We start from the raw sequence: 16,009 nt of genomic DNA on the forward strand, positions 1-16,009 counted from the left end.
CTAAATCGCTACAATTTAGAGGGAGGTTTTCCAGCTAATCGACCATCTCGCCTAAATCGCTACAATAAGTGGGAGGTTTCCAACAAATCGACCGTCTCGCCCAAACCGCTACAATTTAGGGGGAGGTTTTCCAGCTAATCGATCGTCTCGCCCAATCCGCTACAACTTAGGGGGAGGTTTTCCAGCTAATCGACCGTCTCGCCCAAACCACTACAATAAGTGGGAGGTTTTCCCGCTAATCGACCGTCTCGCCCAATCCCGCTACCACCTGAGGCAGGTCTCCCAGCTAATCTACCGTCTTCCCCAAACCTAAAACCGCTACAACTTAGCGTGACCTCTTCCTATAAATCCAATGCATCCCAAACGCCCGGCGTCAGCTCGTACCGCACCACTCTTTCGCCTTTGCCGCGAAGCGACGGCTGCAGCCAGCCTTTGGCGACCAGCTTTTGCAGCATCAGTACCGCCGTCTTGGGGTCGATCTCGAAATGCAGCTCCACGTCCTTCGGCCGAATCGGCCGGGCGGCCCGGATCGCCAGCCTGACGATCTCCTTCTCCGCGAAGGAAGCCCGCGACACCGGCGATCGGGCGGGCAAATGCCGGTTCGTCGCCATCCGAAGCAAGGTGACGCATAAATCGGGCCGCTGTTCCACGTCGTCGTAGGCGAACGATATCACGTGGTATCCCATCGCATACAGAAACGTCTCCCGGTTCAGCTCTCCGCAAAATTTGTGCCGGTCCATGTCCCGGATATGCGAGGCGTACCCTTTGATCTCCACGATCAGCCTTACGAATCCCGGCAGCCAAGCGAAGTCCGCGAAATACGACCTTCCCCGCCAATCGAGAACCTCGTATTCCGGATGAAGGTTGTCGAACCGGTTGAAAAGCGGCCACCAGACGTTGCGCAGAAACAACGTCTCGCCGTGCCGGTGCCCCCGCTCGAGCCGGCCTCGGCGTTCGCCCGTCCTTTCGTTCAGATGACGGCGGATAAACGCGTCATGCGCTTCTTCAAACGTCAACCGACATCCCTCCCTCTTCCAAATGAAAAACGTCCCGTCGCCGCTCGATCGGAGCGGATCCGGGACGTTCTTCGTCTCTATGTCCGATTATGGACCGAATCGGACGATTTTGCAACAAAATCGTAAGATCGTCCAACCCCGGACGCGGCGGAAACCGGGCGCCTCGCCCGTCCGGACGATCGCCCGAAGGAGCGGATGAATTTACAACGAAACCATACGGCATTCCATGGGATCGCGCCCGCGCCGCCTATATAATGAACATATCGAGACTGTCGATTTATGGTGGATGAAGCGAGAATATGCCGTTCCAAGCGAAAAAATACCCTCCTCTGCTCTAACATCATGGTTTAAACTCCTTGATTTGATAAAGATGCAGTGGTGAGGAGTTTAAAGCGGAAACTCGCCGGACGGTATTCGTTTCCTTTTCCACTTCCTAACTCACAATGAATCGACAGTCTCTAACGCAACCAAGCAAGACAGCCCTTCAAGCGGGGAGTGATGAACATGAGCGACGCTTTATTGGAAATTCGCAACTTGACGACGCAGTTCCGAACGGACAAAGGAACGTTTCCGGCGATCGCCGGCGTTCACTTTACGATAAACAAAGGTGAAATCGTTTGCATCGTAGGCGAGAGCGGGAGCGGGAAGACGGTCGCTTCACTGTCGGCGATGCAGCTGCTGCCGCCGGCGGGCCAAATCGCTTCGGGCGAAATTTGGTTCGAAGGACGGGATTTGACGAAGCTTTCGAAGAAGCAGCTGTCGCAAATACGCGGCAAATCGATGTCGATGATTTTTCAAGACCCGATGATGGCGCTGGACCCGGTGTTCACGTGCGGCAGCCAAATCGTCGAGGCGATCCGCCTCCACGAGAGCGTCTCCCGCTCCGCCGCGTACAAGCGTGCGGTCGAGCTGCTCGACCACGTCGGCATCGCCCACCCGTCGCGGGTGATGGAAGCGTATCCGCACGAGCTGTCCGGCGGCATGTGCCAGCGGATCATGATCGCGATGGCGCTCTCCTGCAGCCCGAAGCTGCTGATCGCCGACGAGCCGACGACGGCGCTCGACGTGACGGTGCAGGCGCAAATTCTCGAGCTGCTGAAGCGGATTCGCAGCGAAACCGGCATGAGCATCATGCTCATCACGCACGATCTGGGCGTCGTCGCCGAGATGGCCGACCGCGTGGCCGTCATGTACGCCGGCAAAGTGATGGAGGAGGGGGATGTCCGCTCGATATTCCGCAATCCCCGCCATCCGTACACGCAAGGGCTCATTCGCTCGATTCCGCAGCCGGGCCAACGCGGCGGGAAGCTGCACAGCATCGCGGGGAACGTGCCGGGGATCGGCTCGATGCCGACGGGCTGCCGGTTCCATCCGAGATGCGCGGACGCGACCGACGCGTGCAGACGAAGCGAGCCGGATTTGATCGAAACGGAAGAAGGCTGCAAAGCGCGCTGCTGGAAGGCGCATCCGTCGTGGGAGGAGGAAGAAGCGGGATGAACGACATACTGCTCGACGTCAAACGGCTCAAAAAATATTATCCGCTCCAAAAAAGCTGGCTGTCCGGCCGGCGCGGGCACGTGAAAGCGGTCGACGACGTCAGCTTCTCCATCTACAAGGGCGAGACGTTCGGACTCGTCGGCGAATCGGGCTGCGGGAAGAGTACGCTGTCCCGCGTCATTATGAGGCTGACGGATGCGGACGAAGGCGAGATCCGCTTCGAGGACCAAGATTTGCTGAAGATGAAGGGCGGCGCCCTCCGCCGGCATAGAGCGAAGCTGCAGATGGTGTTCCAGAAGCCGTTCGAATCGCTCAACCCGAGGAAGACGGTCGGGCAAATTATCGGGGCGCCTTTCGAAATCCACGGCGTCGCCTCCGGCTCCGACAAGGATAAGAGAGTGAAGCGGCTGCTCGAATTGGTGGGGCTGCCCTCGCAATACGCGGACCGGTATCCGCACGAGTTTTCCGGCGGACAGCGCCAGCGCATCGGCATCGCGCGGGCGATCGCGCTCAACCCGAAGCTGGTCGTCTGCGACGAGGCCGTAAGCGCCCTGGACGTGTCGATCCAATCGCAAATTTTGAATTTGTTGAACGATTTGCAGCGGGAGTTCGGGTTGACGTACTTGTTCATCTCGCACAACTTATCGGTCGTCCAGCATATGAGCAACCGAATAGGGGTCATGTATTTGGGGAAAATGGTGGAGATCGCCGACGCCGACGAGCTGTACGCGAACGCCAGGCACCCGTACACGAAGGCGCTGCTCTCCGCCATTCCGGCGCCGGATCCCGATGCCGGGAAGGAGCGGATCATCTTGACCGGAGACGTTCCGAGCCCGGTCAATCCGCCGCAGGGCTGCCGGTTTTGCACCCGGTGCCGGGACGCGATGCCGATCTGCAGCGAAGTCGCGCCCGAGTTTGTCCGGGTCGGCGACAACCATGAAGTCGCCTGCCACCTGTACGCGAACGACGGTCCGGCCTCCGGCTCGGTGGAGGGGGGGCGAGCGCCGTGATCCGTTACTTGACCGGCAAATTGTCGCTCGTCGTCGTTCAAGTGCTCGTCGTGAGCACGCTCGTCTTCTCGCTCATTCATCTGATGCCGGGCGATCCGGCGGCGCTCGTGCTCGGCACGGAGCGGGGAGGAGACGCCGCCGCTCTGGAGGAGATGCGCCACAAGCTCGGCTTGGACCAGCCGCTGCTTGCGCAGTACGGACATTGGATCGCCAATTTCGCCCGGTTCGACATGGGCGTCTCCCTGTACGATTCGACCCCGGTCCATACGTACGTTCTGCAGCGGCTGCCGAATACGATCGAGCTCGCGATCGTGGCGATCGTCCTCGCGGCGCTGATCGGGGTTCCGCTCGGCATCGTCGCCGCCTTGAAGCGGCAAAGCTTCGTCGATATGGCGCTGTCGTCGATCGCGGCGCTGGGCGTTTCGTTTCCCGTTTACGTGCTGGGCGCCTTCCTCATCCTGCTGTTCAGCTTCAAGCTGCATCTGCTGCCGGCGAGCGGATTCGTCGCTTTCTCCGACGACCCGGTCAAGCATATGCTCCGTCTGGCGCTGCCCGCCATAACGCTGGCGCTCGGCTTGGCGGCCTCGATCGCCCGGATGACGCGCTCGTCCATGCTGGAGGTGCTGAACAAGGAGTTCATCCAGACGCTCCGGGCCAAAGGGGTTTCCGAATGGTCCATCGTATTCAAGCACGCGTTCCGCAACGCGATCATTCCCGTCGTTACGGTCATCGGCCTGCAGCTCGGCAACCTGATCGGGGGAACGGTGCTGATCGAATATTTGTTCAATTGGCCGGGGATGAGCACGCTGCTCGTGAAATCGATCGCGAATCGCGATTACCCGCTGATCCAAGGGTGCATCGTCGTCATGGCCTCCTTCTTCATCATCGTGAACATGCTCGTCGATTTGCTGTACGGTCTCATGGACCCGAGAGTGCGCTAAGGAGAGGAATCGCATGCTGAGAAAGTTCGTCCGCAACAAAACGTTCGTGTTCAGTGTCATCGTCCTGCTTCCGATTCTGATCGTGGCGGCGATCGGGCCGTGGATCGTCCCGCACGATCCGCTCGAGCTGCATCCGGAAAACGTGCTCAAGCCGGCGCTGCCGGGCCATCCGCTCGGCACGGACGAATTCGGCCGGGACATCTTGAGCCGGCTCATCCTCGGGATACGCCCATCGCTTATCGTGGCGCTCGGCTCGACTTTGTTAGCGTTTACAACCGGTCTTCTGCTCGGTCTGACAGCGGGCTACTTCCGCGGCATCGCCGAGAAAGCGATCATGCGCGTCGTCGATATCGTCCTGTGCTTCCCGCCGATTTTGCTCGCCCTGATGGTGGTCGGCTTCTGGGGGGCCGGTGTATCCAACCTGATCGTCATCATCGGCATCGTCTATGCGCCGCATTTCGCCCGTATCGCCTATTCGTCGACGCTCCAGGTCAAGAAGCTGGAATACGTCGAGAGCGAGCTGTCGCTCGGCGCTTCGCACGGGCGGGTGCTGCTCGGTTGTATTTTGCCGAACATTTTGTCTCCGCTCATTATTCAGATCAGCTTGACGATCGCGGCTTCGATTTTGCTGGAATCGGGACTCAGCTTCCTCGGGCTGGGGGTCGTGCCTCCGGCGCCTTCGTGGGGGCAGATGATCGGGCAGTCGCGCGGCTACATCAGCCTCAATCCGATGTACGCGGTATGGCCTTCGCTCTGTCTCGGCGTGACGATTTTGGCCGTCAATTTGCTCGGCGACAGTCTCCGGGACATTCTCGATCCGAAATTGAACCGCTCGTAAATGCCGGTAATAAGGATTGCCGCTCCCCACGGGCCGTCCCTATTATAGATATCATAGGACTTGATAAAGGGAGGTTGCAGCATGTTTAGAAGATTGTCGAACCTATTGTTCCTTGTACTGGCCGTCGCCCTCGTGGCGGCAGGATGCGGTCAAGGCGGTCAAGACGCGGCTTCCGGCACCTCGGCGAACACGGGCAAAACCGGCGCCGGAGGCGGCACGCTCATCTTCGGCTTGTCCGGCGAACCGAGCACGATGGATCCGCTCGTTCAGAACGGCGCGCCGGGAAGACCGATCAAGCTGGCTCTTTACCGCGGTCTCGTCAATTACGACAAGGAAGGCAAGCTGAGCAACGAGCTGGCGGAATCGTACACCGTATCCGAAGACAAGAAGACGTATACGTTCCGGCTTCGCGACGCCAAGTTTCATAACGGCGATCCGGTGACGGCGGAAGACGTCAAGTACACGTTCGAGCGTATCGCCAATCCGAAAAACAACGCCACCTTCCGCAGCGAGCTGTCCATTATCGATCATATCGAAACGATCGACAGCAACATCGTCGCTATTACGCTGAAGGAGCCCTCCGCCCCGTTCATCCACTACTTGGCGCTGCCGGAATCGGTCATCGTCTCGAAGAAATGGACGGAGGAGAAAAACGGCGATTTGAGCGCGAATCCGATGGGAGCGGGGCCGTTCAAGTTCGTGAAATGGACCAAGGGCCAAGAATTCGTCGTCGAGAAGTTCGACGGCTACTACAAGAAGGACAAGGCGAAGCTGGGCACGGTCCGGTTCGTGTTCTATCCGGACGAGAACACCCGCGTCAACGCGCTGAAAGCGGGCGACGTCGACTTGATCGACTACGTGCCGTGGAAGGACGCCGCTTCGATCGAGCAGGATCCGAACCTGAAGCTCGACAGCGTAAGCGGTCCGTTCATGCAGCTGCAGTTCAACACGCAGTTCGCGCCGTTCAGCGATCCCCGGGTCCGCAAGGCGATTTCGTACGCGATCGACCGCAACACGATCATCAACACGGCGTTCAACGGACGGGGCAAGCCGATTTACGGCATCGCGATCCCGAAAGGCTATATGGGCTACGACGAGAAAAACGAAACGTATTTCGAGCACAACATCGACAAAGCGAAAAAGCTGCTGGCGGAAGCGGGCTACCCGAACGGCTTCAAGGCTCGCCTGTTGGCGACGTCGCAATATTCGTACCATCAGCAGACAGCCGTCGCCGTCCAGGCCGAGCTGAAGAAGGTCGGCATCGAAATCGAGCTCGATCTGCCCGATTGGGCGACGCGCGTGAAGAAAAATACCGACGGCAACTACGACTTCGTCGTGGCGGGGACGTCCGGCGACATTACGGACCCGGACTGGCTCAGCAACTTTTACAGCGGCGGTGCGGTCCGCCTGAACAACTCCGCGTACTTCAACGACGCGGAAATCAACAAGCTGCTGGTCGACGGCCGCAAGGAGCTGGACGATGCGAAGCGGGAGGCGATCTACGGCAAGCTGATCGACCGCGCCCTCGATTTGTCGCCGTTCGTCTACTTGACGTGGAGGGAGCAGGCGTACGCCATGAAGAAAAGCGTCGCCGGATTCACGAACATGCCGGGCTTCCTGTCGTTCCAATCCGGCATTACGCTGGAAGATACGTCCATCGCCAAGTAACAGGCGAGCTTCTGTTAGCCGATGCCCCCGGATGGTTGAATCTGGGGGTTTCTTCTCCTTGATGGACATCCCGTTCTTCAGTAGAATGAATAGTACATCCAGACCGGGAGGGGAAGCCGATACCGTACAAATGGAAGCTATGGGTCGGGTTGCTGTTCCGCAACCTGCAGATCCGGATTATCGTCTCCATCGTCGTCCTTCTCTTCTTCGCCGTATTTTTGTCGTTGAACATCAGCTTCAAGCATACGGAAACGCTGTTCGAGCAGGAAACGTCCGACCTGATGATCAGCAACCTGGAGCAGATGGGCAACCAGGTCGAGAACGTGACGCTCGATATGCAGAAGCTGTCCAACGTGCTCAGCATCAACGACAGCGTCGCTTCGATTTTAAGCGCTTACACCAAGGGCGACGGCTTCGTCCCGTTCGGCGCGATCAAGACGCCGCGGGAGATGACCGCCGCGGATTCGGCAAGAATCGCACGGCTTGAAAACGTTTTGAATTTCGCCAAAAACAATACGTTTTTCAATTATAACGCGCACATGATCATGATCGGCGCCGACGGCGTCATCGCCAACGTCATGGGCAATCTCGTCAGCGATATCGACATGAACAAAGAATATTTGAACTTCAAGCAGGAGTTCGGGTCGCGTCTTCCGCGGGAGGAATGGTTCGCGTCCCTCGTCCGGAGAGAGCGCGACACCGTCTGGACGGTCCCGTATTCGTACCCGTTCCCGCAGGCGGGAGAGCCGAAAAGCTACGTATCGCTCGCCCGCACGATCAAAAGCAGCTTGACCGGCGACATGCTCGGCGTCGTCATGATCAACGTCGATCTCGACGATTTCGTCTCGCTGTTCACGGTTCGATCGCACGGCTCGGTGCTGCTGCTCGACAGCGAGGATCGGATCGTCAAGGCGGCGGGGGAAGTGGCGCCGGCCGACATCGAAACGATCCGGTCGCAGCTGAAGCTGTACGGCAAGCAAAAAGGCTATTTCATCGGCGAGTCGGGCGGCAGCCGGTACATGGTCAATTACTACAACCTGAACCGTCTCGACTGGACGATCGTCTCGGCGATTCCTTACGAGGACGTCATGAACAACTCGACCGGTTTGAAAAACAAAGTGCTGACGATCAATTACGCCGTATTCGGCCTGTTCCTGCTGCTCAGCGTCGCCTTCATCCTGTATATTACGAACCCGCTGAGACTGCTCATCCGGGATCTGAAAAAGAAAAAAATCGGCGTGTATCGCCTCGGCACGCAGGACATCTCGTATTCGGGCGACGTGCAGGGCATCGTCAAAAGCTTCGACCATCTGTTCAAGCGGGTCGACGAGCTCGTGCAGAAGGTGATGGACGAGCAGCGGCGGGAGCAGGAGCTGAAGTACGAGGCGCTCAAGGCGCAAATCAATCCGCATTTTCTGTTCAACACGCTCAATATTATCAAGTGGACCGCGATGATGAACGGCGCGTCCAACGCCTCCGGCATGATCGCCGATTTGGGGCGGCTGCTCGAGGTGAGCATGAACAAGGGCGACGAGGACATTACGCTCAAGGAGGAGCTGGAGCTCGTCGAGGCGTACATGAACATCCAGAACGCAAGGTTCAACGACAGCATCGAATTGCAGCTGGACGTCGATCCCGGCTTGGAGGGCTGCTCGATCATCAAGCTGCTGCTGCAGCCGATCGTCGAAAATTGCATCCTGCACGGGTTGAAGCAGAAAAAGACCGGAGGAATGATCCGGATCGAAGCGCGCGCCCGGGACGGCCGTCTGCTCATCGGCGTGACGGACAACGGAGAAGGGATCGCCCCCGATCGGATCGGCGCCATCTTCCCCGAAGCGGAGGACGAGACGGACAAGAAAAACAAATTCAGCGGAGTGGGGCTGCGCAACATTCACGAACGGCTGCAATTGAGGTTCGGCGAATCGTACGGCCTGCGGATCTCCTCCGGTCCCGGACAAGGGACGACGGTATCGGTCGCGATGCCGGTCATCCGGGCGGAGCAGCCGGTTTCCAAATCGAGCTAAAGGGGGTTCGAGCAATGTTGAAGGTGATGATCGTCGACGACGAAGCGCTCGTGCGCATCGGCATCAAATCCTGCATCGAATGGGAAAAGTACGATATGGAGTTCGTCGGGCAAGCGGAGGACGGGGTGCAGGCGCTGGAGCTGATCGATGCGGTCCGACCGGATATCGTGCTGACCGACATCCTGATGCCGAACATGGACGGACTCGAGCTGATCGGAGAGATCGCCGCCCGCCATCCGCGCGTCAAGACGATCGTGCTGAGCTGTCACAACGAGATGGATGCGGTCAAAAAAGCGATGAAGCTCGGCGCCGAGGACTACATCCTGAAGCTGTCGATGAAGCCGGAGACGATTCTGGACATCCTGATCAAGGTGAAGGCCGAGGTGGAGAAGGAGCGGCTGCAGCAGGAGGAGAAGCTTCATTTCGAGTCGGTGCTTCGGGCGAACAAGCAGGTGATCAAAAACGGCTTGTACAAAAAGCTGATGAGCGGCTCGATCTCGTACGACGAATTTTGGAAGGAGTCGTCGGTCATGCAGGTGCAGCCGGCGTTCGCCGATTACCTCGTCGTTCACGGGACGATCGACAATTTTTACGATGCGCCCGCGAAGAGCCGGCTCCGGGACAGCCACCTGCTCAGCGCTTCGTTTCAAAACATTTTGATGGAAGGGCTGTCCGAGTTCGCCAAAGCCGAATTCGCCGAGCTGGACGAAGGCGAATATGTGATGCTGCTGGACGGCTCGGCATTCGCCGCGGCCAACCGTTCGCTTCTGTCCGACCTGCTTCGCAAAATGAACGTGTCGCTCGAACGGTACTTGAACATTACCGTCACGTTTGCGGTGGCCGGCAAAACGGACCGGCTTCAGGAGGTGCCCGCCCTTTACGGGAAAGCGAAGACGACGTGCATGCACCGGTTTTACCGCGGCAAAGCCTGCATCCTGTTCGCGGACAGCGTCCCGGACTTCGTCGACAAGGAGATCGTGTTCGACCTGGAGGAGGAGAAGCGGCTCGAGGATTATATCCGTGCGGGAGACGGAGACGGCGTGAAGTCCGCCGTCGACCGGTTTTTCGAGTCCGGTCCCTCCGCCGGCGTCTATCATCCGATGAGGGTGAAGACGGCCGTGCTGAACGTCATGTACGTGTTCAAGAAGGTGCTCAAGCCATACGAGCAGCAGCTTCCGCCGCTCGACGGGGATTCGGGCAGACGGTGGACGGACCTCGTCCTCGAAGCCGAGACGCTGACCGATATCCGGCACGCCGTCGACGAGTACGTCGCCGACTCCATGCAGGCGGTCGCCTACGCGAAAGGACAGGCGGCCCGGCCCGAGATCGCGAGCATCAAGCGGTACGTGTACGAGAACATCGACCGGAACATTTCGCTCGACGACGCTTCGAAATTTTCCAATATGAGCCGCAGCTACTTCTCGTTCCTGTTCAAGAAGGAAATCGGCGAAAGCTTCACCCACTTCGTCAACCGGACCAAGATGGAGAAGGCGAAGGATTACATCATGATCCACAATCTGAAAGTATACGAGGCGGCCGAGAAGGTCGGCATTCGGGACGAGGCTTACTTCAGCAAGCTGTTCAAAAAGTATATCGGGGTCAATCCGGGGAAAATAAAGGGCAAAGGCTAGGTCGGAACGGTGCTCTCATAATTCGTTTCTTTCGCCTGATGGCGAAGGGATTCTCCGGTTTTACGGAGGATTTCACATAAAAGACGAAGATTGTTCGAGCGGTCGCGTTGACACGTTCGGAATTTTGCAGTACCATAATCGTTGTTCGTATATCTCCGGAGATAAGGTCCGGGGGTTTCTACAAGGAGCCGTAAATTCCTGACTACGAGCGGGTCGAAGACTACCCGTTCGCGGTCGGGATTTTTTTGTTGTCGCCGTCGTTCGGGACCATTACGGGAGGATAACCGATGAACCGCTATGACGTCATTATCGTGGGCGCAGGGCCCGCGGGCATATTCGCCGCTTATGAGCTGTCGCTCCGGGCGCCGTCGCTCAAGGTCGCGCTGCTCGACAAAGGAAACGACATCCATACGAGGCGCTGCCCGATATTGGAGGAGACAATCAAGCTGTGTCCGCCGCCTGCGGGCAAGAAGGAGTTCGCCGGCTGCCTGCCGGCCTGCTCGATCACGAGCGGCTTCGGTGGCGCCGGCGCTTACAGCGACGGAAAGTTCAACATTACGACCGAGTTCGGCGGCTGGCTGACCGACTATATCGCACCGTCCCAAGTGCTGGAGCTGATCCGGTACGTCGACGGGATCAATTTGCATCACGGGGCGACCGACGCCATCACCGACCCGACGACCGAGACGATCCGCTCGATCGAGCGGCGCGCCTATGCGGCGGGCTTGAAGCTGCTGCGCGCGCAAGTGCGGCATCTCGGGACGGAGCAAAACCTGGACATATTGAAATCGATCTCGTCGTACTTGGAATCGAGGGTGGAGATGCGGTTCCGCACCGAGGTCGCGGATTTGCTGACGGTCCGGGAGGACGGCAGGCACCGGGTGACGGGCGTCGTGCTCAAGAACGGCGAGGAGCTGGCGAGCGATCGGGTCGTCGTCGTCCCGGGACGCGACGGCTCCGCATGGCTGACCGAGGTGCTGAAGAAGCGCCGCCTGAAAATGTTCAACAATCAAGTGGACGTAGGCGTCCGGGTCGAAACGTCCGACGTCGTCATGCGCGAAATCAACGAGCATTTGTACGAAGGGAAGTTCGTGTTCAATACGTCGGTCGGCACGCGGGTACGGACGTTTTGCAGCAATCCGTCGGGGCACGTCGTCGTCGAGAACCATAGCGGCGTCATGGCGTCGAACGGCCATTCGTACAAAGACCCGGCGCTCGGATCGGCGAACACGAACTTCGCCCTGCTCGTCTCGCACAAGTTCACCGAGCCGTTCGACAAGCCGAACGAGTACGCGCGGGAAATATGCAAGCGGGCCAACGACTTGTCGGGCGGAGGCGTCATCGTGCAAAAGTACGGGGACATCATCCGCGGCCGCCGCTCGACCGACGGACGGATCAAGGAAGGGTTTCTCGAGCCGACGCTGAAGGAGGCGGTGCCGGGCGACCTCGGCCTCGTGCTGCCGTACCATACGATGAAAAGCTTGATCGAGATGGTCGAGGCGCTGGAGAAGGTGACGCCGGGCATCGCGTCCGAGCATACGCTGTTCTACGGCGTGGAAGCGAAGTTTTACTCGGCTCGGCCGAAGCTGACCGAGCGGCTCGAGACGGAGATCGCCGGCCTGTACTGCGGCGGCGACGGCGCGGGCATTACGCGCGGCTTGGCGCAGGCGGGCGCGGCCGGCGTCTGGATCGCGCGCCATTTGGCGGAGCAGATGGGGGCGTAAGCCCATTGATTCGCTCGTCCAATAGATTGCCTTCCATTCGCGTCCATAACGGCCGATGGCGGCCATTCTGCTGGATAACATACAATGACCGGCGCGGCGGACCGCTCTCCGCGTCTTTCACCATTGAATGAATCCGACAGATCGGACGTCGAATCGTTGCAACATGCCGTTCCGAAGCTTACAATGGGAATTAACGGCATGTGAACATGCGTTCGATACGGAACCGGATGCGAATGGAACGCGAGGAGCGCTGCAAGGAGACGGATTTCGCAAGCGGTCTTTCGGGCAAGGGCCGGCTGGCGTCGGGATACGTCCCGCTGGACGGCGCGCGCTGATTTCAAGGCTTCGGGGACGATGGCCGACAAGGAGGGGATGGGACGATGAGCGTTCGTGCCTACAAGGCCGTGTGGCTGTCGTTCGGTTTGCTTTTTCTGATTGAAGTCGTCGGGATGGTCCGGGCGATATCCCTATTGCGCGACGAGTATAACGGCGTGATGAGCGCGGGCGGACTGCTCGGCCTGGCATCGATCGGGGCGATTTTCAGCTTCCATATCGCTCGACGGACGGCCAATCGGGTTAAACCTGCCGTTATCGGGCTGTATGCCGTCTTGCTGCTCGTCGTCCCGGCTTCCGCATGGGCGTTTTTCCCGGCTTATTCGCACGAGGAAGCGAAACGGCTCGTCCGGCAGGAGATCGAGGATAGCGCGGCGATCGACGAGTCGGAAACCGGCAATGTCACGATGAAGACGGGCAATCCGTTCGTCCGGGCCGGCTACAAGATCGTCGTGAACGGGGAGGACGGACGAGCGGCCTATATCGTCAACCCGGCTTCCGGCAAAGTGTCTCTCGTACGGGATGAAGGATAAGACCGGCATCCGGCTTCCTCCATTATGCGGAAAGAAGGGACTAGAATGACGAACCGAACGAGAATTTCGTCCGGCTCCCCTTGGGAACCGGTAGTCGGCTATTGCAGGGCGATCCGGGTAGGCAGCGTCGTCGAGGTGGCCGGAACGACCGCCATGAAGGACGGACGCGTCATGTATCCGGGCGACGCGTACAACCAGACGAAGTTCAGCCTGTCGATCATCGAGGAGGCGCTGCGCCAGGCGGGCGCTTCGATGGCGGACGTCGTCCGCACGCGCATGTTCGTCACGGACATCGGCAAGTGGGAGGAAATCGGCAAAGCGCACGGCGAATATTTCCGGGACGCGCGCCCCGTCGCCACGATGGTCGAAGTGAAAGCGTTGATCGACCCCGAACTGGTCGTCGAAATCGAGGCGCAGGCCATCGTCGGCGATCGCTGACGCCGCTCGAAGCGAACAAAAGGGAGAGCCGCTACGGTTCTCCCTTTTGGCGTTTCCGATAGTCGGTCGGCGTGACGCCGGAAAACTTTTTGAACATCCGGTAAAACGAGTTCATGTTCTGGTAGCCGACGCGCTCGGCGATCTCCTGGATGCGCAGGTCGGTCTCGAGCAGCAGGCGCATCGCATGCCTGATGCGGACGTCGTTCAGCCGGTCGACGAAGTTGGTGCCGGTCTTGTCCTTGAAATACGTCGACAAGTAGCCGCCCGTAATGCCGAGCTTGCCCGCGACCGTATCGAGCGAGACGTCCTCGTCGTAATGGCCGTCGATGTATTCGAGGGCGAAGCCGACGATCGGGTCGCGCTCCTCCTTCTTCAGCCGGATTCGATCGCATGTCGAGGCGATCCGCTTCTCCAGCTCCTCCGCCAGCTCGTCCGGCGTATACAGCAGCAGCGTATCCGCCTCGGCTCCCGGCCCGCCCGGCTCCGGCGGCGCCAGCAGGAGAGCCGCCGCCGTCTTCGCGAGCTTCGCCGTCAGCTCGTCCGCGAACCGGCGGAAGCTGGCGGCGTCGCCGTTGCGCTTGGCGAGGTACGCCACCATGCGCCGCATCGCCTGCACCGCCTCCGTCTTGTTCCCCTCCGCCAGCTGCACGTCGAACTCCTGCTCCATCCCCGGCGGGACGACGGCGTCCGCGGCCCCCGCCTCCGCGTCGCCGTATAATATCATCGTCCGGTCGTGGAACGGCCGGCGGCGAAGAAGCCGAAGCGCCTCCTCGTAGGCGGCCGTCATTTCGCTCGAGTCGGCGTGAACGGAGCTGACCGCGATCGTCAGGAAGCAGTATTCCATATCTTCGCCGACGACGCGCTCGATTTGCCCGAGCGCCTCCCGCAGCCGGTCGTCGACCCGATCGGCCGGGACGAGCGTCAATATTTGATCGCGCTCCGCCTGGAACGTCTGCGCCCCGCTCAATCGGCCGTCCATCGTCTGACGGACGAACTCCCGGACGAAATAGGTCGCCTTCTCCTCCACGTCGCCCACAACCTGATAAAACCGCCGCTTGAACGACAGCTGGAACAGCACGAACAAATACGGTCCCCGTCCGGCGTCGGGTTCGCCGGACAAGGCGTCGTCGGGCTGGAACGCGCTGTGGATCCGCTTCAGCTTGTTCATGTAGCCGTAATAGCGGAGCAGGTTGTTTTTCGCCTCGAGGTCTTTGTGCACCGCCTCGTTCCTCCGCTCGATCAGCCCGATGTTCTCGCGGATCATTTCAAGCTCGTTGGCGTGGTTCGCCACCGTCGCACTCGCGTTCATCCCGCGGATCGATTCGACGATCCGCTTCACCGGATTGTGGAACCGGACGGCGAACAGCACCGACACGCCCGCGCTGACGACAACGGCGGCCGCGAGAAGGGCGATCAGCGTCATGTTGAGCCGGACGATCTGCGACGAGATGCTGGCGTCCGGGACGACGTTGACGTACGTGAAGCCGCTCCCCGCCCCTTTGCTGTAAAAGTAATAGCTGCGGTCGTGCACGACGTAGCTGCGGTCCGGCGGCAGCTCGGGCACGTGCTTGACGCCGGTGGCGTTCGAGACGAACAGCGGCTCGCCGTTACCGTTCAAGATGAAGAAGTTGTCGTTGATCGATTGATGGTACGCCCGGAATATCCGGTTCGCGTCGATAAAGCCGATAATGGCGAAGTTCGGATACAGGCTGCTTTTGACGAGAAACGGGAGGACGAGTCCCGTCTTGCCCGTCTCGATCGAGTAGGTCGTCTCGGTAAACGTCGTCGCCGGGTAGATCGTGAAGCCGGACGTGCGGGCGATTTCGCCCTTCCAGAAGTCGTGCGTCAGCCGTTCGTTATGGAAGTGCTCGTTCAGCATGGCCGCGGCGTCGGCGCCTATCGTTTTCTCGAAAACGAACGAATTTCGCGTATCGTAGACGAACAGGTTGTCCAAGTACAGAAGCGGATTCGATACCGTATTCTGCAGCTCGGCGATCACCTTCTGCGCCTCGATGTAGTCGACGCCCGGCTTGTCCAGCGCGCGCACCTTGTTATTCAGGAACAAACCGGAAGCGACGTTGTGAACGAGCTGCAAATGCTCCTCGTACCGGGTCGTCGTATGGGTCAAGTTCGCCAAATTGTATCGGATGATTTCGTCGCGGATGTTGTGGCGGAAAAAGCCGAACGAAAACACGTTGAACGAAAGCAGCAGCGCGATGACCGCCATGAAGCCAAGCAGCAGCTTCACGAAAATCGATTTCGTCTTCAGCCGGAAAGCAAGCAGTTTTTTCATCACGGCGGAGCGCCCCTTTCTGATTCCGTCCGCAACACCCGGTCCGGCGGCATGTCGCTTTTG

General features: G+C 59.4%; 12 protein-coding genes and 1 riboswitch. Of the genes, 10 read left to right on the top strand and 2 right to left on the bottom strand.

Annotated features, from left to right (window positions below; genetic code table 11):
• Positions 1-341: 341 nt before the first annotated feature.
• Positions 342-1,016 (bottom strand): hypothetical protein, encoded by a 675-nt coding sequence (locus tag DLM86_RS05125; RefSeq protein WP_110838892.1) that lies wholly within the window; start codon positions 1,014-1,016, stop codon positions 342-344.
• 504 nt (positions 1,017-1,520) lie between these two features.
• Here DLM86_RS05125 and DLM86_RS05130 point away from each other — a divergent pair.
• The 10 genes from DLM86_RS05130 (at position 1,521) to DLM86_RS05175 (ending at position 13,653) form a co-directional block, all read left to right on the top strand.
• Positions 1,521-2,513, top strand: a complete 993-nt coding sequence (locus DLM86_RS05130; RefSeq protein WP_211326482.1) for an ABC transporter ATP-binding protein — start codon at positions 1,521-1,523, stop codon at positions 2,511-2,513.
• The gene (locus DLM86_RS05135; RefSeq protein WP_110838894.1) at positions 2,510-3,523 is read left to right on the top strand and encodes an ABC transporter ATP-binding protein; all 1,014 of its coding nucleotides are present in this window, start codon (positions 2,510-2,512) and stop codon (positions 3,521-3,523) included. Before DLM86_RS05130 ends, DLM86_RS05135 begins: the two co-directional genes overlap by 4 nt.
• Complete coding sequence (locus DLM86_RS05140; protein WP_110838895.1) at positions 3,520-4,464, top strand: ABC transporter permease; 945 nt, start codon at positions 3,520-3,522, stop codon at positions 4,462-4,464. Before DLM86_RS05135 ends, DLM86_RS05140 begins: the two co-directional genes overlap by 4 nt.
• Positions 4,465-4,477: 13 nt before the next feature.
• Entirely contained in the window at positions 4,478-5,302 is an 825-nt protein-coding gene (locus DLM86_RS05145; RefSeq protein ID WP_110838896.1) for an ABC transporter permease, read from the top strand.
• Positions 5,303-5,383: 81 nt separating this feature from the next.
• Complete coding sequence (locus DLM86_RS05150) at positions 5,384-6,970, top strand: ABC transporter substrate-binding protein (RefSeq protein ID WP_110838897.1); 1,587 nt, start codon at positions 5,384-5,386, stop codon at positions 6,968-6,970.
• A gap of 149 nt (positions 6,971-7,119) precedes the next feature.
• A complete protein-coding gene (locus tag DLM86_RS05155) occupies positions 7,120-8,994 on the top strand; it encodes a sensor histidine kinase (protein ID WP_110838898.1) in 1,875 nt (624 codons plus the stop codon).
• 14 nt (positions 8,995-9,008) lie between these two features.
• The gene (locus DLM86_RS05160; protein ID WP_110838899.1) at positions 9,009-10,625 is read left to right on the top strand and encodes a response regulator; all 1,617 of its coding nucleotides are present in this window, start codon (positions 9,009-9,011) and stop codon (positions 10,623-10,625) included.
• Positions 10,626-10,750: 125 nt separating this feature from the next.
• Positions 10,751-10,850, top strand: a riboswitch (purine riboswitch).
• A 62-nt stretch (positions 10,851-10,912) separates the two neighbouring features.
• Positions 10,913-12,349, top strand: a complete 1,437-nt coding sequence (locus DLM86_RS05165; protein ID WP_110838900.1) for an NAD(P)/FAD-dependent oxidoreductase — start codon at positions 10,913-10,915, stop codon at positions 12,347-12,349.
• 380 nt (positions 12,350-12,729) lie between these two features.
• Entirely contained in the window at positions 12,730-13,215 is a 486-nt protein-coding gene (locus DLM86_RS05170) for a hypothetical protein (protein ID WP_110838901.1), read from the top strand.
• A 45-nt stretch (positions 13,216-13,260) separates the two neighbouring features.
• Entirely contained in the window at positions 13,261-13,653 is a 393-nt protein-coding gene (locus DLM86_RS05175; protein WP_110838902.1) for a RidA family protein, read from the top strand.
• Between the two features lie 31 nt (positions 13,654-13,684).
• Here DLM86_RS05175 and DLM86_RS05180 read toward each other — a convergent pair whose 3' ends face one another.
• On the bottom strand, positions 13,685-15,946 hold the full coding sequence (locus DLM86_RS05180; protein ID WP_110838903.1) for a helix-turn-helix domain-containing protein: 2,262 nt from the start codon (positions 15,944-15,946) through the stop codon (positions 13,685-13,687).
• Positions 15,947-16,009 lie beyond the last annotated feature (63 nt).

Source organism: Paenibacillus flagellatus, from assembly GCF_003217775.1.
Taxonomy (GTDB): Bacteria; Bacillota; Bacilli; order Paenibacillales; family NBRC-103111; genus Paenibacillus_AB; species Paenibacillus_AB flagellatus.

Excerpts from the sequence above, each read along its gene's own strand:
- DLM86_RS05130 (WP_211326482.1), top strand. The coding sequence starts at position 1,521 with ATGAGCGACGCTTTATTGGAAATTCGCAACTTGACGACGCAGTTCCGA.
- DLM86_RS05135 (WP_110838894.1), top strand. The coding sequence starts at position 2,510 with ATGAACGACATACTGCTCGACGTCAAACGGCTCAAAAAATATTATCCG.
- DLM86_RS05145 (WP_110838896.1), top strand. The coding sequence starts at position 4,478 with ATGCTGAGAAAGTTCGTCCGCAACAAAACGTTCGTGTTCAGTGTCATC.
- DLM86_RS05150 (WP_110838897.1), top strand. The coding sequence starts at position 5,384 with ATGTTTAGAAGATTGTCGAACCTATTGTTCCTTGTACTGGCCGTCGCC.
- DLM86_RS05160 (WP_110838899.1), top strand. The coding sequence starts at position 9,009 with ATGTTGAAGGTGATGATCGTCGACGACGAAGCGCTCGTGCGCATCGGC.
- DLM86_RS05165 (WP_110838900.1), top strand. The coding sequence starts at position 10,913 with ATGAACCGCTATGACGTCATTATCGTGGGCGCAGGGCCCGCGGGCATA.
- DLM86_RS05170 (WP_110838901.1), top strand. The coding sequence starts at position 12,730 with ATGAGCGTTCGTGCCTACAAGGCCGTGTGGCTGTCGTTCGGTTTGCTT.
- DLM86_RS05175 (WP_110838902.1), top strand. The coding sequence starts at position 13,261 with ATGACGAACCGAACGAGAATTTCGTCCGGCTCCCCTTGGGAACCGGTA.
- DLM86_RS05180 (WP_110838903.1), bottom strand. The coding sequence starts at position 15,946 with ATGAAAAAACTGCTTGCTTTCCGGCTGAAGACGAAATCGATTTTCGTG.